This window comes from Christiangramia lutea (assembly GCF_022489035.1).
GTDB classification, from domain to species: Bacteria; Bacteroidota; Bacteroidia; order Flavobacteriales; family Flavobacteriaceae; genus Christiangramia; species Christiangramia lutea.
Genome location: NZ_JAKVTV010000002.1, coordinates 38,117 through 56,364 on the forward strand (window position 1 = coordinate 38,117; position 18,248 = coordinate 56,364).

At 37.8% G+C, this 18,248-nt stretch carries 22 protein-coding genes; 7 read left to right on the plus strand and 15 right to left on the minus strand.

Features of this window, described 5'->3' with window-relative positions; genetic code table 11:
* Window positions 1-17 precede the first annotated feature (17 nt).
* Genes ML462_RS06485 through ML462_RS06500 form a run of 4 tightly spaced genes read right to left on the minus strand, consistent with a single transcriptional unit; the run spans window position 18 to window position 2,803 of the window.
* The gene (locus ML462_RS06485; RefSeq protein WP_240712970.1) at window positions 18-173 is read right to left on the minus strand and encodes a hypothetical protein; all 156 of its coding nucleotides are present in this window, start codon (window positions 171-173) and stop codon (window positions 18-20) included.
* A 2-nt stretch (window positions 174-175) separates the two neighbouring features.
* Entirely contained in the window at window positions 176-1,930 is a 1,755-nt protein-coding gene (locus ML462_RS06490; RefSeq protein WP_240712971.1) for a PspC domain-containing protein, read from the minus strand.
* Window positions 1,923-2,267, minus strand: coding sequence for a PadR family transcriptional regulator (locus ML462_RS06495; RefSeq protein ID WP_089664992.1), 345 nt, complete (start codon window positions 2,265-2,267; stop codon window positions 1,923-1,925). The genes ML462_RS06490 and ML462_RS06495 overlap by 8 nt, the downstream gene beginning before the upstream one ends.
* Window positions 2,264-2,803 (minus strand): DUF4870 domain-containing protein, encoded by a 540-nt coding sequence (locus ML462_RS06500; protein ID WP_240712972.1) that lies wholly within the window; start codon window positions 2,801-2,803, stop codon window positions 2,264-2,266. Before ML462_RS06500 ends, ML462_RS06495 begins: the two co-directional genes overlap by 4 nt.
* 324 nt (window positions 2,804-3,127) lie before the next feature.
* Between ML462_RS06500 and ML462_RS06505 the strand changes: the two genes are divergently transcribed.
* From ML462_RS06505 to ML462_RS06515, 3 genes are all read left to right on the plus strand, one after another.
* Complete coding sequence (locus ML462_RS06505; RefSeq protein WP_240712974.1) at window positions 3,128-3,589, plus strand: DUF4442 domain-containing protein; 462 nt, start codon at window positions 3,128-3,130, stop codon at window positions 3,587-3,589.
* A gap of 63 nt (window positions 3,590-3,652) precedes the next feature.
* Window positions 3,653-4,453: a TIGR00266 family protein gene (locus ML462_RS06510; RefSeq protein WP_240712976.1), complete on the plus strand. Its 801-nt coding sequence runs from the start codon at window positions 3,653-3,655 to the stop codon at window positions 4,451-4,453.
* A gap of 135 nt (window positions 4,454-4,588) precedes the next feature.
* The gene (locus ML462_RS06515; RefSeq protein ID WP_240712977.1) at window positions 4,589-4,786 is read left to right on the plus strand and encodes a hypothetical protein; all 198 of its coding nucleotides are present in this window, start codon (window positions 4,589-4,591) and stop codon (window positions 4,784-4,786) included.
* Between the two features lie 27 nt (window positions 4,787-4,813).
* Here ML462_RS06515 and ML462_RS06520 read toward each other — a convergent pair whose 3' ends face one another.
* From ML462_RS06520 to ML462_RS06555, 8 genes are all read right to left on the minus strand, one after another.
* Window positions 4,814-5,773 (minus strand): hydrogen peroxide-inducible genes activator, encoded by a 960-nt coding sequence (locus tag ML462_RS06520; RefSeq protein ID WP_240712978.1) that lies wholly within the window; start codon window positions 5,771-5,773, stop codon window positions 4,814-4,816.
* A 150-nt stretch (window positions 5,774-5,923) separates the two neighbouring features.
* Window positions 5,924-6,340 (minus strand): DUF2141 domain-containing protein, encoded by a 417-nt coding sequence (locus ML462_RS06525; protein ID WP_240712979.1) that lies wholly within the window; start codon window positions 6,338-6,340, stop codon window positions 5,924-5,926.
* Window positions 6,341-6,442: 102 nt separating this feature from the next.
* On the minus strand, window positions 6,443-7,774 hold the full coding sequence (locus ML462_RS06530; protein WP_240712981.1) for a DUF58 domain-containing protein: 1,332 nt from the start codon (window positions 7,772-7,774) through the stop codon (window positions 6,443-6,445).
* Window positions 7,774-8,778, minus strand: coding sequence for an AAA family ATPase (locus ML462_RS06535; protein WP_240712983.1), 1,005 nt, complete (start codon window positions 8,776-8,778; stop codon window positions 7,774-7,776). Before ML462_RS06535 ends, ML462_RS06530 begins: the two co-directional genes overlap by 1 nt.
* On the minus strand, window positions 8,771-9,967 hold the full coding sequence (locus tag ML462_RS06540) for a DUF4350 domain-containing protein (RefSeq protein WP_240712984.1): 1,197 nt from the start codon (window positions 9,965-9,967) through the stop codon (window positions 8,771-8,773). The genes ML462_RS06535 and ML462_RS06540 overlap by 8 nt, the downstream gene beginning before the upstream one ends.
* The gene (locus tag ML462_RS06545; protein WP_240712985.1) at window positions 9,960-10,721 is read right to left on the minus strand and encodes a DUF4129 domain-containing protein; all 762 of its coding nucleotides are present in this window, start codon (window positions 10,719-10,721) and stop codon (window positions 9,960-9,962) included. Before ML462_RS06545 ends, ML462_RS06540 begins: the two co-directional genes overlap by 8 nt.
* Before the next feature lie 2 nt (window positions 10,722-10,723).
* The gene (locus ML462_RS06550; protein ID WP_240712986.1) at window positions 10,724-11,584 is read right to left on the minus strand and encodes a YciC family protein; all 861 of its coding nucleotides are present in this window, start codon (window positions 11,582-11,584) and stop codon (window positions 10,724-10,726) included.
* Window positions 11,559-12,539, minus strand: a complete 981-nt coding sequence (locus tag ML462_RS06555; protein ID WP_240712987.1) for a stage II sporulation protein M — start codon at window positions 12,537-12,539, stop codon at window positions 11,559-11,561. The genes ML462_RS06550 and ML462_RS06555 overlap by 26 nt, the downstream gene beginning before the upstream one ends.
* A 34-nt stretch (window positions 12,540-12,573) precedes the next feature.
* On the opposite strand from ML462_RS06555, the gene ML462_RS06560 reads away from it, so the two are divergent.
* The gene (locus ML462_RS06560) at window positions 12,574-13,287 is read left to right on the plus strand and encodes an RDD family protein (protein WP_240712989.1); all 714 of its coding nucleotides are present in this window, start codon (window positions 12,574-12,576) and stop codon (window positions 13,285-13,287) included.
* A gap of 1 nt (window position 13,288) precedes the next feature.
* Here ML462_RS06560 and ML462_RS06565 read toward each other — a convergent pair whose 3' ends face one another.
* Complete coding sequence (locus ML462_RS06565) at window positions 13,289-14,062, minus strand: peptidylprolyl isomerase (protein ID WP_240712991.1); 774 nt, start codon at window positions 14,060-14,062, stop codon at window positions 13,289-13,291.
* On the opposite strand from ML462_RS06565, the gene ML462_RS06570 reads away from it, so the two are divergent.
* Both ML462_RS06570 and ML462_RS06575 read left to right on the plus strand, forming a co-directional pair.
* A complete protein-coding gene (locus ML462_RS06570) occupies window positions 14,061-14,699 on the plus strand; it encodes an NUDIX hydrolase (protein WP_240712992.1) in 639 nt (212 codons plus the stop codon). The genes ML462_RS06565 and ML462_RS06570 overlap by 2 nt on opposite strands.
* 76 nt (window positions 14,700-14,775) lie before the next feature.
* Entirely contained in the window at window positions 14,776-15,582 is an 807-nt protein-coding gene (locus ML462_RS06575; RefSeq protein ID WP_240712994.1) for a lysophospholipid acyltransferase family protein, read from the plus strand.
* Window positions 15,583-15,665: 83 nt separating this feature from the next.
* Here ML462_RS06575 and ML462_RS06580 read toward each other — a convergent pair whose 3' ends face one another.
* Entirely contained in the window at window positions 15,666-16,304 is a 639-nt protein-coding gene (locus ML462_RS06580) for a hypothetical protein (protein WP_240712996.1), read from the minus strand.
* A gap of 6 nt (window positions 16,305-16,310) precedes the next feature.
* A complete protein-coding gene (locus ML462_RS06585; RefSeq protein ID WP_240712997.1) occupies window positions 16,311-16,805 on the minus strand; it encodes an RNA polymerase sigma factor in 495 nt (164 codons plus the stop codon).
* Window positions 16,806-16,930: 125 nt separating this feature from the next.
* On the opposite strand from ML462_RS06585, the gene ML462_RS06590 reads away from it, so the two are divergent.
* The gene (locus ML462_RS06590) at window positions 16,931-18,238 is read left to right on the plus strand and encodes an NAD(P)/FAD-dependent oxidoreductase (protein WP_240712998.1); all 1,308 of its coding nucleotides are present in this window, start codon (window positions 16,931-16,933) and stop codon (window positions 18,236-18,238) included.
* Window positions 18,239-18,248 lie beyond the last annotated feature (10 nt).

Sequence of the window (18,248 nt, forward strand, 5' to 3'; positions counted from 1 at the left end):
GCTTTTGCTTTGGCCGGTTAGCATTCCAGCACCTGTTGCCGGCACTCAAGGGTCTCAAAGATCTCAATGGGATCGTTTTGCCCTTCGTAGTTTGCAGTTTTTGGTTCCTCTGTTTGTTGCCCAAACAGAATTGCCAAAACAAAACTTATAACAAGATTTATTAGAGAGTTCATAGTTAAATTGTTTGATCTACTTTGTTTGTGTCTGTTACGGCCGGATTTTCTTCCTGCTCGTTCATGTCTTCATTCTCAATTTCAGGGTCCTCCGGGTTATTTCTGTTCTTAGTTTCCCCGGTGTTGAAATCGTCTGAGCTATCCCAGTCTTCTTCATCTTCTTCCCAGGTGTTATCTTCATTTTCCCAGGTTTCCACAGGACAGTCTTCACAAAGGGTTTCATCTTCCATGATCTTGAGAAAATAACCTTCTTCACCACTGTTTAAAATATCACCATAGGAATCATAATTCCGGTGAAAAGATGAAGTGTTATCATCAGCATACAGAATGGTTCCCTCTGGCAAATAAACAGTGACCTGTACTTCCTGGTCGCGGTAACCATAATCTGCATCTGAAGTAAAATAGCTGTCTAGCAATAATTCATTCCCAATCAAACTGGTTGAATATCGAATATTTGCTGCTCTATCCCTAGCATCCTGGTAATCTTTTCCTTCAGCAAACTTTATGATCTCCAATTTACCGAGAGAATCCTGAGTAGACTTAACGATTAACCTGATATCATTGCCTACAATGATCTTCTGGTTATTATCGTAAGCCAACCTAAAATCTGAACTTCTCCAGGTTTTTTTGGAAAATTCACGATTGTTTCTCATCCTGAGGAAAAGAGTATCTGTAGGGAACACGCCGAGCTTTTCTGTATTAGCCACTTCGCCATCGAAGGCTCTGTTCGTTGCCTGGCTAACTCCTACTACAGTAAGACCTATAATTGAAATCAACCAAACTCCAAGTAAAGTAAGCAATGCTATTCTACCTAAGGATTTCAAATTCTTCACTAATATCTTCAGTCCTAAAACAAATAGGAAGAAGAACGGGATTCCCACGGCAAAAAATACTAACAATGAAATAAGCCAGATTGGTGCTCCGCTATTTACCATGTTAATGTAATCTGTCCAGGGTGCATCGATGATCCCGAAAGTGCCTACGGCGAATAATCCTACAAAAAGGGCTATTAGAGTAGATCCGGCGATTAACAATAATAGTATTCCTACGAATTTTACGAATAGTTTCAGACAGAACTTGATAATGCTACCAAGGGTTGTAGCTGCAGAGCTGGCACCGGCGCTGGCCTGCTTACCATATTTCTCATAGTCTACATTTTTTATACTATCTGAAACCCCGTGAAAACCCTCACGTATCTTTTTCTCGATATTGCTGACGGTTACCTCCTCTCCGCGCATTGCCAGTTTATCGGCAGTGGTTTTAGCTTCAGGAACAAAGATCCAGAAAGCAATGTATATTAAAATAAAGGCTCCACTGGAGAATATCGTAAGTAAGATCCATAATAGTCTCACCCAGATAGCTTCAATTCCCAGGTAATGCCCAAGACCGGAAGAAACTCCTCCTACATGACCATTTTCTGTATCTCGGAATAATTGTTTTCCAACGGTCTTTGTAGACCTGGTTCGTTTTGGTTCATCTTCGAAGATCTCTTCATCCACCATATAATCTTCGGGTTGCCCCATGATAGTGATTACTTCTTCTACTTCTTTTATACTGATTACCTGTCGGTCGTTTTTGATCTTTTCATTAAATAATTCAGCAATACGAGCTTCAATATCTGAGATGATCTCATCACGTCCCTGTGTATTGGAGAATGAATGCCTAATCGCCTCCAGATATCGTTGAAGTCTGGCATAGGCATCCTCATCTATATGAAAGAAAGTGCCGGCAAGATTTATATTTACGGTCTTATTCATGGTTCTTCTTTTTTTGAGTGGTTACGATGTTTACTGCAGATTGCAATTCTTCCCAGGTACCTGTTAGTTCCCTTAGAAAAATTTTGCCTGTTTCGGTGAGGCCATAGTATTTTCTTGGTGGCCCGCTGGTGGACTCTTCCCATCTGTAATTGAGAAGGCCTGCGTTTTTAAGCCTGGTAAGCAATGGGTAAATAGTACCTTCCACTACCAGAAGCTTAGCGTCTTTTAAAGTGTCCAGAATCTCTGCCACATAGGCATCCTCATCTCTTAAAACCGAGAGAATACAGTATTCCAGTACACCCTTACGCATCTGGGCTTTTGTATTTTCAATCTTCATAGTGTTTGTTTTTGGGTGTCATTAAACTGTTCATTTTTTGATTGATCTGATTGATGATTAGTAAAGTCCGGTCCTTCCGAACCTAAAAAATTGATGGTTAATGGATAATTATACAATTTTCCTTCATTCGCCTTAATACTTGCGTTGATGACCGCAAATAGTTCAAGGATAAAAAGGCCTAGTAAAATTATTCCGAGTATCCCTGCGATGGTTATGAAAGGCAGGGCGTCAGAAAAATTGTCAATTACAAATGAATCTGTTTCAAAGAACAAAGGCTCATTTACAGTGAATTTCATACCGAAATAAACAAAAGTTGCGGCTCCAACTGCTACAATAAATACCGTGTAGAGGAACATGCTAATCTGAAAATTCAGGGCATTTCGTCCATGATGATCTACAAACGGATCCTGTTTTCTTGACAGCCATAGCAACATGGGAAAGATGAAATTCCCCAGTGGTATGAAATATTTTGTGAATACCGATAGATGAAGTACGGTAGCCAGGGTTTTATTAGGATTGATGGTTTCTGTGGTCATTCTAAATTGATTTTGTTCTGATTGATATTAAAAGAAAATTACTGTTATAAAGTAGATGTAGATAAAAGCTACAGCAAGATAGATTTGTGTTCTCGTTATCGTTTGATGTTGATCATTCGATATGTCAATTGTCTGAGTGTGAAATGATTTTTTCATGATGATTTTGATTGATAAAGTTTATAACCTATTAGAATCTTATACAAATATATATCTAAAAGAAGGTATTATGCAAAACAAAGTACTAAAAATTAACAAAAAATTAAGAATTGATTACTGGAACATAATTGGTACATTTATGAAAAATTCAATCAATTATTCTTTCAAATGAAGCTATCACCCTCAAAACTCAATTCTTTTTTAATGTTTAAATTACCAAGTGCCTGGTTATGTGGGGTGAGGGTAAGACATATAGACCAAACTGAATGTGAGGTAGGAGTTAGACACCGCTGGATAAATCAAAATCCATTCAACTCCATGTATTTTGCCGTGCAGGCCATGGCGGCAGAATTAAGTACAGGAGCACTTGTAATGAGTAAGATTCAGGAATCTAATAAGAAGGTGTCTATGCTCGTTGCTCAGAATAAGGCAAGTTTCACTAAAAAAGCTACCGGTAAAATCAAATTTACCTGTTATGACGGTAATAAAGTGAATGAGGCTTTAGAGAAAACAATAGAAACAGGAGAAGGACAAACGTTCTGGATGAAATCTGTTGGAATAAATGAAGATGGAATAGAAGTTTCGGTTTTTGAATTTGAATGGACTGTTAAACTTAAGTCAAAGCGGTAACAGAAACCTCAGGATCTATACCTATAGATTAGATTTACAATTCATCAATCAAAAATTTTAATTATGAATGCACATGAAATAGATTACCAGATCTTCGGGGAAGAAATGCAGTACGTAGAGCTCGAGCTGGATCCTCAGGAGGCCGTAATCGCTGAAGCCGGAAACTTTATGATGATGGACAGCGGTATAAAAATGGATACCATTTTTGGAGATGGTTCCAAACAGGATGAAGGATTCCTGGGAAAAGTTCTTGGTGCTGGTAAAAGGCTTCTTACAGGTGAAAGTCTCTTTATGACTATTTTTTCTAACGAGGTACAGGGCAAAAAGAAGATTAGTTTTGCTTCACCTTATCCTGGTAAGGTTATCCCGATAGATCTCACTCGTTTTAAAGGTAAATTTATCTGCCAGAAAGATGCCTTCCTATGCGCGGCCAAAGGAGTTTCCATTGGTATAGAATTCAGTAAGAAACTTGGCCGAGGCTTTTTTGGAGGCGAAGGCTTTATCATGCAAAAAGTGGAAGGAGACGGGATGGCATTTGTTCATGCCGGCGGAACCATGGCCAGAAAGGAATTACAGCCTGGAGAGAAATTGAAAGTAGATACCGGCTGTATTATTGGTTTTGATCAAACTGTAGATTACGATATAGAATTTGTGGGAGGAATAAGAAATACCCTTTTTGGAGGCGAAGGATTGTTCTTTGCAACCTTAACCGGACCAGGTACAGTGTATATACAATCTTTACCTTTTAGCCGACTTGCCAGCAGAATTCATCAGGCTGCCCCACAAGGAGGCGGAAAAGATAAAGGAGAAGGAAGTATCCTCGGCGGAATTGGTGATGTAATAAGTGGAGATAATCGTTTTTAAGATTATTAAAACTTGAAAAATTTTGTTAAAATGAAATAGGTTTTCTATATTTAACCTACCAAAAAATCATACTGCCTATAGTAGAATACTACTTATTATTGTCAACCTAACTTTAACTTAAATCAATTTCAAATTATGGCGAGAGCGATGTTTGAATACACCAAAACTGTACTGAATAAGGTAAGTTTTGATGCTAATTTGTTCTGTAAAGAGGTTAAAAAAGCGATCGATCGATTACTACCTCATGAAATAGAGGAGCTGAGATTATGGATAATCGCTTTAACCAGGCAGAATCCCGAACTTAATCAATGTTTAATTTATTTAAATACTTAAAAAAAAGCGGCTTTTAGCCGCTTTTTTTTAATTGGTGGTATAGTCTTTCTTTTTATTGAGTGGACTAATAATTTGCACATTCTGAAAAGTGATTGCACCTTTCACAACGCCCGCAATAGTGCTTCGTATCGCTTCTATGATCTGCATTTTCAACTCACTTCGGTTATAGATTAAGCTCACCTCTCTGGCCGGAACCGGATCTTTGAACATTCTAAGGTTCTTTTTTTCAGATTCTTTCAGGTCCAGTGTGTGTAAATAAGGAAGCAGGGTCATACCTAGCCCTTCATTTGCTAATTTAATAAGTGTTTCGAAACTTCCGCTTTCCAGTTGTAATTGATCCTCACCATACTCCCTTGAAGCTTTACATAGATTGATGATTCCATCTTTAAAACAGTGACCATCCTCGAGTAACAGGATCTTATTAATATCCAGGTCTTCCACGTTGATCTTTTCAGAATCATTACTCATTTGATCTGAAGGGATGTATGGTACAAAAGGCTCATAATAGAGAACATTCTCTTTGATGCCTTCAATTTCCAGTGGAGTAGCCGCGATAGCTGCATCTAAATGACCTTCCTTTAATTTTTCCAGAATGGCTTCGGTATGTAGCTCTTCGATTTTAAGTTTTACCTTGGGATATTTCTTCATAAAACTACCAATGAACATTGGTAGAAGAGTAGGCATTATGGTTGGGATCACCCCAAGCCTGAAAATTCCGCCTATAAAACCTTTTTGCTGATCCACGATATCCTGTATCCTGTCACTTTCATTTACAATGTTCCGGGCCTGCTGCACTATTTTTTCTCCAACTTCAGTAAGTTGAATTGGTTTTTTAGTACGGTCGAAAATAGTAACTTCAAGCTCCTCTTCCAGTTTCTGGATCTGCATACTTAAAGTAGGCTGGGTTACAAAGACCTTTTGGGCAGCTTTTGTAAAGTTTTTATGTTCTGCTACGGCTAGAACGTAATGGAGTTGGGTAATTGTCATTTTGGTGATTTACTTGTTACAAAGGTATAAGTTTTTCTTATTTTAAATAAGAATTAACTTTGTTTTATCTATTAAAAAACCCTTCCTGATGCAGAAGGGTTTAATGATGATTAATTGATTGATGAAATGATTCTGGCTTATTTTATCTTTTTAGAATCTAATCTCTAATTCTTTTTTCTCGCCGCTAAATTCAAATTTTGACTCTTCCCAAACAGGAGGTCCGTATGGCATCGTATTCCCACTTGAGCCATAACTTTCCTGGGGCATTCCGTTTGCATCAAAATCCATTTTGCCATTTCCGTTTTTATCGTGCATTACGAGAACGGCATAAGTTCCTGCAGGGACACTTTCAAAATTAGCGATGGCTTTTCCGTCTTTGATCTCAGCATCTACAGAGAATTCCGGGGCAGATTTCATGAATGTTTCTGCAGAATAAAGACCGAATCTAACATTTCCTTCAGTCCCGCTAACATTAGGTACTGTCGCGGTGATGCTTCCTGTTTCTTCTGTTTGAGCCTGAACTAAGGATCCTAATAAAATGGCTACTAATACAGCTATTGTTTTCATAATACTATTGTTTTTTGATTATGAAACAAACTTATGTTCAAACACTTGCCTTAAGAAAAATTAATTACCGAATTGTAGAAAAAATAATCTGAACCGTAAATATTAGAGTAATCCTCTGGATTTTATCTCCAGGTATTTATTTATAGCGTTGATGCTTAAGTCTTCCGGTGGAGTTAGCAAGGTTTGGATCCCATGTCTATGAAGTTCTTTGGCCATGAGAAGCTTATTGTTTGAAAATTGCTCAGCAATCGTTTGATGAGCACTTTCACTCACATTTTCTGGGTCTATCTTGGTGAGCCTGGTCATTTCTGTATTTTCAAAAAAGATCACAACTAACAAGTGTTGTTTCGAAAGTGCCGTAAGAAAAGGAAGTTGACGTTTTAAGCCAGACATATGTTCAAAATTGGTATAAAGCATAAGGAGGCTTCGATGACTTATGTGTTTCCTTACCCTTGAATACAACAAACTAAAGTCACTGTCATAGAAACCAGTATCAACATTATATAATGCTTCAAGTATCCTGCTTAACTGATTCAATTTTGAACTTGCCTTCTGAAGGTTATCAACCTTATTAGAGAAGGACATCATCCCAACTTTATCTTTCTTCTTCAAGGCTATGTTCGAAAAGGCTAGTGTACTGTTAATAGCATAATCAAGAAGACTTAAACCTTCAAAGGGCATTTTCATCATTCGTCCGCAGTCTATCAAGGAATACACCGGTTGAGACCGTTCATCCTGAAACTGGTTTACCATTAAATTGCCATGTTTCGCAGTAGCTTTCCAGTTAATGGTACGCACATCATCACCACGAACATATTCCTTGATCTGTTCAAATTCCATGGTATGACCAATTCTTCGAATTCGCTTAATTCCATGCAGGCTAATCTTTTGATCTAGTGCAAGAAAATCCAGTTTCTTCATTTGAATGAAAGATGGATAAACTTTAACCATTTGATCTTTATTGAAAACGTATCTTCTTTTGGCCAGTTTCAAGAAAGTAGAGGCATATAAATTGAGGTTGCCGAAGACATATTCTCCCCTGTGCAATGGTTTTAGTTTATAATCGAAAACTATTTGATCATGTGCCTGTAGCACGATCTTTTTAAGGAAATCTCGTTTTTGAAATTGAACAGGTATCTCGTCTATGACTTCTGTATAAACCCTGAAACCATATTTGTTGCTAATATTAATCTCAACATTATTTTCATCTGAGTTCGAAAACTTTTCAGGTAACATCCTGTCAGCTTCAATGCCATTATTCCTATATAAGGCTATCATATCAAAAAATAACAGGACGAGGATGAAACTGGCAGTTATCCAGGTGGGACTGTATAAAAATTCGATCCAGTAGGACAGAAGAAATAGTATGGAAATACCAAAAAGGATATAAAATAACCTTCTGCCGAGATATAATGATTTAATGAAACTTATCACTACCTGGGGATTTCTATAGATTGAGCGATCATATCTATGACTGAACCAGCCGTCATTCCTTCCATTTCCCGGTCTGGAGATAAGATTAAGCGATGACTTAGAATAGGTTTCAGCGAATTCTTGATATCCTCTGGAATTACAAAATCACGACCATTTATCGCAGCGAAAGATTTTGCGGCATTCATAATCGCAATAGATGCACGCGGACTCGCACCTAGATATAAATGCGGATGATTCCTCGTTTTATTTACTATCTCAGCGATATAATTTAGAAGTTTTTCCTCAATTAGGATCTCGTGGATCTGGTCCCGCAGCTCAGCTATTTTTTCCGGAGTTAAAACAGCTTCAATTTCTGTCTCTGGTAATCTTCCTTTTCTCTCGTGATGGGTTTTCAGTATTTCAACTTCATCCTTAAAATCTGGATAATCTACATTAATTTTGAACAGAAACCTGTCTAGTTGTGCTTCGGGTAGAGCATAGGTTCCTTCTTGTTCTATCGGATTTTGTGTTGCCAGAACCATAAATGGAGCTTCCATTTTAAACCTTTTCCCGTCTATGGTGATCTGCCGTTCCTCCATGACTTCAAAAAGTGCTGCCTGGGTTTTAGCCGGTGCGCGGTTTATCTCATCAATTAAGATGATATTTGAAAAAACAGGCCCTTTTTTAAATTCGAATTCAGAGGTTTTCATATTGAAAACCGAAGTTCCCAGAACATCACTTGGCATAAGGTCTGGCGTGAACTGGATTCTGCTGAAATCAGTTTTAAGACATTTTGCAAATAATTTAGCAGTAATGGTTTTGGCAACTCCGGGCACTCCTTCAATTAGAACGTGCCCATTAGACAAAAGACCCACAATTAGCAGTTCTATGAAGTTCTCCTGTCCAACGATCACCCTGGAAAGCTGCCCTTTCAAACTTTCTACAGATGCTTTAAGTCCTTCTAACGGAATCCTGTTTTCGAATTTGAGATCCTTTTCCTCCGGGTTTAATTGTTCGTTATCCATGCTTTCTCTTAAATGTATTTATATGTTTGGCTAGCTCAAAAAAGCTTTTCTTGTCACTATAAGGTCTTTCCTGAAAATTAAAGATTCTTTCAAAGAGCTTTTTCGTTTCATCGATATTATTTTCAGATTTTTCTGATAGGTCCTTATAGAACTGATCGTTTATCTGAGAAGTATCTAACCTATATTTACTTCTTATTTGTTCCATGAAAATGGAGATTTTTTTGATTCCCAGTTCATAGAACTTTCCTTTTTCTACGTACAATTGAGAAATTGTCCTGGTGAATTCGTAAGACTTGTTTTCAGTAGGCTCTACTACCGGTATGGTTCTCTGTCTCCTTTTCCCTTCGAAGAGAATGAAGAGAATTCCCGATATCAGGACAAAATAATAGGCCCATTTTAATGGCCGGTTATTTAAAAGAATATATAAGGGAGAGCTGAAAAAACTTTTTCCCGATTTATAATATGAATCCCAAAGCACCGGACCTTCATCCAGATAGGCCAGTAAGGCCTCATTGTATCTGTGGTTCTCGTTCTTTAATAAAAAATAATTACTGAAGGCCTGGGGAGTGGAATGTAAAAAGATTTGTCCCTCGCCAAAAGCAGTCTTTAAAAAATTTATTTTTTCATCCCTTTTTGTTTCTCCAAAGGATGCCGTTCCCAGCACTATATTTTCAGTCGTGTCTATTTTTTTAAAGAAAACGGCAGGCAGATCATGATCAAATTCCAGTTCTTCTTCCAGTTTAATTTCAGAATTCACCAGGTTTAGCCTGGGTCTTGACTTGAAATCTTCACCTTCTATATAGCTCGCTAATTCAATGCCCAAAGTATCCGCCAGGTTATTGCCAAAATCGTAGGCAGAAACGAACAGATTATTACCTTCTGAAACCCAGTTCAAAATCTGGTCTAACTCATTGTCATCAAAATTCACATAGTTGTTAAGGAAAAAGTAGGTGCCAGATTTCGGAGAAGAATTCAAGTATTCATATGGAGGAATTCGAATTTCTTCGATCTGGTCCATTTTCCGATCTTTCCAGCTTTCATAGAAAACAAAAGTTCCCAGGGGAATCTTATCAAAATTCGTATAACTGGGTGCCCAGTTAACGGGATCGGGTTCATTGCTTTCCAGCCAGACAAGTGAAATTATGAGTAGGAGGAATAATCCAAGAGCTAACTTATAGGTGTTATTCATGACCAAAAGAATTTAGGGAGTTGTCCATACTCTGGAAATTCTTCTCGATTTTTCTGTAATCAGCTTCAGAAACCTGGAAACTGCCATACCAAATGAATTCGTATAATTTAGAGATCTCGTAAAAATGTTTTCCTATCACATAATCTTCGATCTCCTCTGAATAATCTTTGTTTGTCTTTTGAAACTTGTAATCTATTAGGCGCAATTCATCAAGTTTGCGAAGCTCATCCAAATAATAATATCTTACAGCTAGCCGGAATTCACCGTTATTGACTGCTTTTTTGATCAGTTTAGGAAGATCTTCTTTTTTAACCAGTTCTTCTTCCTCAGTAAGAAAAACGTCGCTGGTTTTTGGTTGTTGAAGCATTCTTCCACCTGGATTTAACCGTGAAAAAAGCCAGGCAACCAGCCCTAAAAGAACAAGCAATAATATGAAGGGAACTATACTGATTATCAAAGCCAGTACACTATTTGGCTCATAATCGCCGAAAAGCCAGTTCATGAATTGCTGGTATTTCGCATTCAGCCATTTTTTGAACCTGGTCCACCAACTCTCATTTTCCGTATTCTGCAGATAATCAAATTCCTTCTGTGTCTTGTAAGCTTCAATTTTTTCCTGGTCAAATTCAATTGGGCTAAGACCGGAAGATTGATCATAACTTATCTCCTTCTTTTCAATAATTGAATCTTTTTCCTGCGGAAAAACATTTCCGAAAAAGAAACAGGTTAAAAGGATAAGAATGAATTTTTTCAAGATTAATTGTTGTTTCCCAGGTTCTGGATGGTTTCATAAGTTCCGGTGAAGTTTTGCTTTTCATTTAAATTGAAATAAACGAAAGCAACACCTATTGGAGTAATCGCATAAATAATATATTGTATGGTTGAAGTTACAATTGTAGCAATAATATATCCTGTTCCAAACAGATCCTCTGGGGTTGTAGCAGAACTTTCACTGGCTACTGTAAAAGCACGGATCATAAAATAAAAGATCATTGGCAACTGGAAAACCAAGCCTATCAGGTAGACGATAATTCCTATGCAAAGAATCGTTGCGAAGGTCATCCACCAATTATCTTTAACCAGGCGGAATGCTGAAGTGAAACTTTCTTTTATGCCTTCTCTCCTGAAAACAAGTACAGCAGTAGTTAGACTTAGCGGAACTGCCAGGTAAATTCCCGGGATTATAAAAGCGATGGTTCCGGCGAAGATCAATACCCATGAGATAAAAGTGAGTATTAGGAGTTTTCCAAAGTCTGCCTTCATTCCTGAGGAAACTTCGGAAGCCACTATGGTACCCTGGTTGTTGATATAGGATAGAATGATATGATAAACAGTGCCGGTCATGGTAGATACATATAGCAGATAGGCAAGCATCATCAACCCGAAAGGAAGAATGAATTCTGAGCTATCCGTACCAATCGATCCAAAAAAAGACGAGCCAACGGCAGTCCAGGAATAATAGGAGAGGGCAGCAATTAAAAGCAGAAAAACAGGACCAACGATCCTTATAAATATCTTTCCTGCAGGTTTGTAATTCTGCCTTAGAAACTTAAAGGTTATACTTAAAATTTCTCCCAGCTCTCGCTGCTTTTTAAATTGGATCGGATCCTGGTTCATTTTTGGTTTTATTTGTTAGATATATTGGGTGGTAAACGTAATAGAATAGGATTAGTGCTAAGGATAAGCTAATGATGACTATGGCCATTAGATCTGGCATATCGGTTCGCCTGGTTACAAAACCCTCAAGAAATCCGGCAAGTACAAAAAACGGTATGGTGCTAATCACAATTTTTAACCCGTCTTTTACTCCCATCGTGAAAGATTTCAATCTAGAATAGGTGCCGGGAAAAAGAATGCTTTTGCCAACCACCAACCCTGCGCAGCCGGCTACAATAATTACTGAAATTTCTATAGTACCATGAATCCAGATTGTTCTGGCCGATTCCCATAATAATCCTTTTTCATAAAAGAAGTATTGAAAACTTCCCAGCATTATGCCATTTTGCATGAGTAAAAAGACAGTGCCAACCCCGGCCAGGACGCCAAATGAGAATGCCAGAAGGGATACCCTTATATTATTAATAGTAATACCCAGAAACATATCTATTTCGTTCATTTTCTTATATACTGCCATTGGGTCGTTATTAGCAATATTCTCGAGAGTTGCATTCACATATCCATCTCCCAGGATAGATCTTACAAAGGCGGCATCGGTAGCTGAACTATATGCTCCAATTAGACAGAATCCCGCGAAGATCAGGAAACTTAGAAGCAATTGTTTTTGATGTTTATAAAAGGCTAAAGGGAATTCTTTAGTAAAGAAAGTGGTAAAGCGATTTCCAGATTCTTTCTTTGAGGTATAAATAGCCTGGTGAGCCTGTGAGGTAAGGCTGTTTAAAAAGGCAGTAGTATTGCTTGCTTTATAAAAGGTTTTGGAATAACTAAGGTCGTCACTTAATTCAATATAAATATCTGAAAGATTCTCTGGAGACAGGCTGCTACTATTTTGCAGGAGGCTTTCATACTTAACCCATTTATCTTTATTTTGCTTTACGAAAGCAGCCTCGCGCATTGTCTTTTGAATTAAACCCAAAGTAACATATTTAATGGATAATTTTCAAATTGAAACCGCTCAAAATATTAGTATCGAACAGAATGTAGCGGGTATTGGAGAGCGAATTCTCGCTTTTCTAATAGATCTTACGATTATTATCATTTACCTGGTCTTTACATCGCTGGCAATGGCAGGGCTTCAGGGGGATATGGGAAGTGATTTTATGTATTACATGGTTCTGGGATTACCTACCTTTCTTTATCATCTTCTTTGGGAAACTTTTTGGAATGGAAGAAGTCCTGGAAAAGCGCTTTTGCAAATACGGGTTGTAAGAATTGACGGATCAAGGCCAAGATTTTCAAATTATCTCATTCGTTGGCTGCTTAGTTTTATAGATGTCAAGCTTACCGGTGGAGGTGTTGCAGTGGTCACCATTTTACTTAACGGTCACGGACAAAGATTAGGTGATATTGCGGCAAAAACTACTATTATTTCTGAAAGAAAAAGAATAGGGATCAACAATTCTTTAATTTCTGACCTTCCGGAAAATTACCAGCCCAGATATCCCCAGGTAACCGTGTTAAGCGATTCTGATATTCAGCAAGTGAAAAATATCTACCAGGAAGCAAGAAGAGAAGCTCACCACCATTTAATACTTTCACTTTCGAAAAAGCTTTCAGAGTTGATGGATGTTAAAGTGGAAGAAAAGCCAATGGAATTTGTCCAGAGGGTGATAAATGATTACAATTACTACACCCAGCAATAATTTATTTCAGGATCTCGATATCCATTTCCACATTATCAATGGGCCATTCTGAATTTCCTGTTTTTACCTGGGCGATCTTTTCGGCAACATCCATGCCGCGGATAACCCTTCCGTAAACAGTATGATCATTATTCAAATGTGGAGTTCCACCTTTATCCATAACAATGAAGAATTCAAAGGGAGAGGAAGCCTTACTCACATTCTGCTCAGAGTATTTCGCAGCGGAAAACGCTCCATAGGTATGCTTGTGTCCGGCTTCAAATTCACTTGGAATTAGGTAATTGCCAACATCTCCTCGCATGCTCGCCGTTTCCTGATTATCTGCGTTTCCGCCCTGGATAACGAATCCTGGAGCTACCCTATGAAAAAAGGTTTGGTTGAAATAGTCATTTTTAACTAACATGATAAAATTGGCCCTGTGTAAAGGAGTGTCCCTGTAAAGTTCCACATCGATGTTACCGAAATTGGTCTTAATCCTTACCCTGGTTTCTGGGTTTTCTTTTCCATACTCGATTAAAGTGGGAATAAGCTCTTCCTGGGCTATAGGAAACATCGGGTTTTTTTCAATTTCATTCTGCTTGTCATCTTCAGCCAGTTCTTTTTTTCTCAATTCGAAAATACTATCCCTCGCACGCTGAATAGAATCCTCTTTTCTTTGAGCCTTTAACTCTTCAGGAGAGGGAGAACCACCATTTTTTGAGGACTTTTCCTTATCTTCACAACTTGCGAAAAGAAGAATTGAAAAAATTGCTGCTATAGAAAGCTGTCTGACCATGGAGTTTGAAATTTTTAAAAACAGGATTTCAAAGTTAAAAAAAATGCAGCTTCCGGGAGAATCTGCACACAGGAAACTAGCCCCACTTATAAGAATTAACGAGCTTAGTGAGATAGATATGTTTAAACGGAATCCAGAGGAAGCCGGGGTAATGGCCGTTTTCTATCCTGATGAAAATGAAGAAACAAGGCTAGTGCTAATCTTGAGAAAAACTTATAAAGGTGTTCATTCCAACCAGGTTGGATTTCCCGGCGGAAGAGTAGAAGCCGGGGATAGAGATCTTAAGGATACAGCACTTCGGGAAACCGAAGAAGAGGTTGGTATCTCGCAAGGAGAGGTTGAAGTTTTAAAAGAATTGACCCAGCTCTATATTCCTCCTTCAAATTTCCTGGTACAGCCATACCTTGGATTATTACAATTTACTCCTAAGATGGTGCCACAGGAATCTGAGGTAGAAGAAATTCTGGAGGTGAAGCTAAGTGACTTTTTAAATGATGAGAATGTGGTCACTGAGACCTTAAGTACTTCTTATGCCAATGAAATCGAGGTCCCGGCCTATAAACTGAACGGTCATATTGTTTGGGGAGCTACCGGGATGATGTTGAGTGAAATAAGAGAATTGCTTTTAAAAATTTAATCTGAAACTAATTATTATATTTGCCGCCGGTTAAAACAAAGCTGTATAAAAGGCCAGGTAAAAATTAAGATCAGCAATGGGATTGTTTAAAAAAAATCCATTCGGACATTATTTGATTCTAAAAAAGTGGTTGATCCGCATTTTTGGAGTACTCACTCACAGAAGATACAGAGGTTTCAATGAACTTCATATAGAAGGATCAGAGATCATCAAAAACTTACCGGACAGAAATGTACTTTTTGTTTCCAATCATCAAACATATTTTGCCGATGTTACGGCAATGTTCCACGTTTTTAATGCCAGTTTAAGCGGAAGAGTAGATAGCATAAAGAATGTTGGGTATATCTGGCAACCTAAGATGAACATTTATTACGTAGCCGCTAAAGAAACCATGAGAGCCGGTTTACTTGCCAGGATCATGGCTTATGCCGGTGCGATCACGGTAGAGCGTACGTGGAGGTCTAAAGGTCAGGAGATCAAACGAGAGGTAAACCCTAATGATACTGAGAATATTGGAGTAGCACTTGATGATGGTTGGGTAATTACCTTTCCGCAGGGAACTACCAAACCATTTAAACCAATAAGAAAAGGAACGGCGCATATCATCAAAAATCATAAACCAATCGTAATTCCTATAGTTATAGATGGGTTTAGAAGGTCTTTTGATAAAAAAGGCCTCAGGATCAAAAAACGTGGTATTCTTCAATCCTTCCAGATAAAGGAACCTCTGGATATCGATTATGAAAATGAAACTATCGAAGAGATCGTGAGTAAACTGGAGTATGCCATAGAGCAACATCCATCCTTCCTTAAAGTTATTCCGAATGAAGAGATCCAGGCGATGGAAGACCTTAATGAAAAACGTCGCTTTGGTAATTATTAGAAATTAACTAATAATTTCTCAGGTGGTCATACGCTATTTAATGCCTTGAAATAAACTTCAGGTTTGCTTTTACCTTAACTGAATTAATCCATTTCCAGCTTTTTTAGCTCCTTATAATTTTTATAAAGTCTTTTCAATAGGATTCCGTATATAAGCCTGTAAATAAGCCATATCACTCCAAGCAATAGAACCAGGGCAATAAGTGTTCCTCCAATAAATATAAACCATTGTTTTGCATCGAATGCCATATTTTCTGAAGGTAATTCTGAGTCTAAAGCATGATTTCTAAGCATTAGAAAAACCGTAATTAGAAATACGATCCCCGTTGAAATTAAAACAAAACCGATGTAATATTTCACGGTTTTCCTTGTTTTCAGAATATTCTTCATTAACTGGGAAGCACTATCTGTTGTGGAGATACTTCTATAATTTTTATAGAACCTAAAGATGAAGTAAAAGGTTATCAGGTAACTTACAATGTAAGTGATGATGGTAAATTCGGTTAGATTGTACTTTTCCATTTGGGCCCAGGATTCTTCTGTGTTCAAAACAATATTCAAAACTGCTCCCAGGAGAAATTCAATAATACTAATTACAAAGATCCACCTAACGATCGAGGAAGATTTCTTCCAGATCATTTTATAAATTTCATTGTAAGAAAGATGGGGCAGGTTCTTTTCCTGCTTTTTCCAATCCTTTTTTAACAGATCTAAATCATCCATAATATATCAAGGATTTATAATGTTTTTCAATTTCGTTTTTACCCTGTTCATTTTAACTCTTGCATTTACTTCGGTGATCCCAAGGGTATAAGAGATTTCAGCATAATTTTTATCTTCCAGGTAAAGGAAAACCAGGGCTTTATCAATATCGTTTAGTTGCTTAATTGCATCATACATCAGTTTGAGATGCCTTTCTGCTTCATCATCATAATCTTCTGCCTTGATCTTAAAATGAACTGTATCATAGTCCTGGGTCTTAATTCCTCTTTTTTTCTTACGATATAGAGTAATGGCAGTGTTTAATGCTACCCGGTACATCCATGTACTAAATTTGGAATCACCACGAAATTTTGGATATGCTTTCCATAATTGTATGGTTATTTCCTGAAAAAGATCATTGTGAGAATCCTGATCATTGGTATAGATACGGCAAATCTTATGCGCAATATTCTGGTGCTTCTCCAGATTGGTCACAAACTGATGTTCTAATTCTTTATTCACGATGATTGGTTAGCAACAGATAGGTAGTAAAAGTATTGGCTATGTTACAAAAAACTTTAATTTAAAGTTAATCCACCTTCTAATCCTCCTAGATATATTAAATTTGGGTAAAACCTGCCTAAATTATGAATATCCCAAGAACCGACTTACCCAGAGTAGTGATAATTGGTGGTGGTTTTGCCGGTATGGCACTTGCCCGTAAGATCTTAAAAGAAGAAATGCAAATGGTTATGCTGGACAGACATAACTATCACACTTTCCAGCCATTACTATATCAGGTTTCTACCTCTGGTTTGGAGCCAGACTCAATTGCTTATCCTTTACGAAAAATCACCCGTTCCAGTAATAAATGCTTTTTCAGGTTGGCAGAAGTGAATTCTATCTCAGCTGAAAAGAATACCGTACATACCAGTATTGGTGATTTAATTTATGATTATCTGGTAATTGCTACGGGTTCCAAAACCAATTTCTTCGGAAATGAAAGTATCGAAAAACACGGAATGTGGATGAAGACGGTTCCGCAGGCCTTGAATATAAGAAGTCTTATTCTTGAAAACCTCGAACAGGCTACTATTACAGAGGATCCTGAAAAAAGAAAAGCTTTACTGAACTTTGTTCTTGCCGGTGCCGGACCAACAGGAGTGGAATTAAGCGGTGCTATTGCCGAACTAAGAAACCACATTGTTCCAAAAGACTATCCAGACCTGAACCCTGATGAAATGAATATTCACCTTCTTGAGGGGTTGGATCGCGTTTTACCGCCCATGAGCGAACACGCTTCAGAAAAGGCTCATAAGATGCTAGAGGAACTAGGGGTTAAGATCCACCTTAATACAATGGTTAAGAATTATGACGGCCACCTCGTAGAAACCAATACCGATCTTGCTATAAAGACAGAAACCTTTATTTGGTCGGCGGGAGTAACAGGTTCACCAGTAAAAGGACTCAATGCATCTGCTTTGATTGAAAAAGCCAACAGGTATGAAGTGAATGCCTTTAACCAGGTAAATGGTTATGAGAACATATTTGCTATAGGGGATATTGCACTCATGAAAACCCAGGAATTTCCGAAGGGTCACCCTATGGTTGCTCAACCCGCAATTCAACAGGGAAAACATCTTGCAAAGAATATCAAGCATTTAATAAGAGGAGAGAAGTTAGAACCTTTCGAATATTTCGATAAAGGAACCATGGCCACAGTGGGTAGGAACAGGGCCGTAGTAGACCTTCATAAATGGAAGTTCTCCGGATTTTTCGCCTGGTTCGTATGGATGTTCGTTCACCTTTGGTTCCTGGTAGGTTTCCGTAACAGAACGGTGACATTTTTCAACTGGATCTATAATTATATCAATTTCGATAAAGCTGCGAGGTTAATTATAAGGCCTTTTAAAGGGCACGAAGAGAAAATGAGTATGGATAAGGAAAAAGTTTAATGAAAAAAGC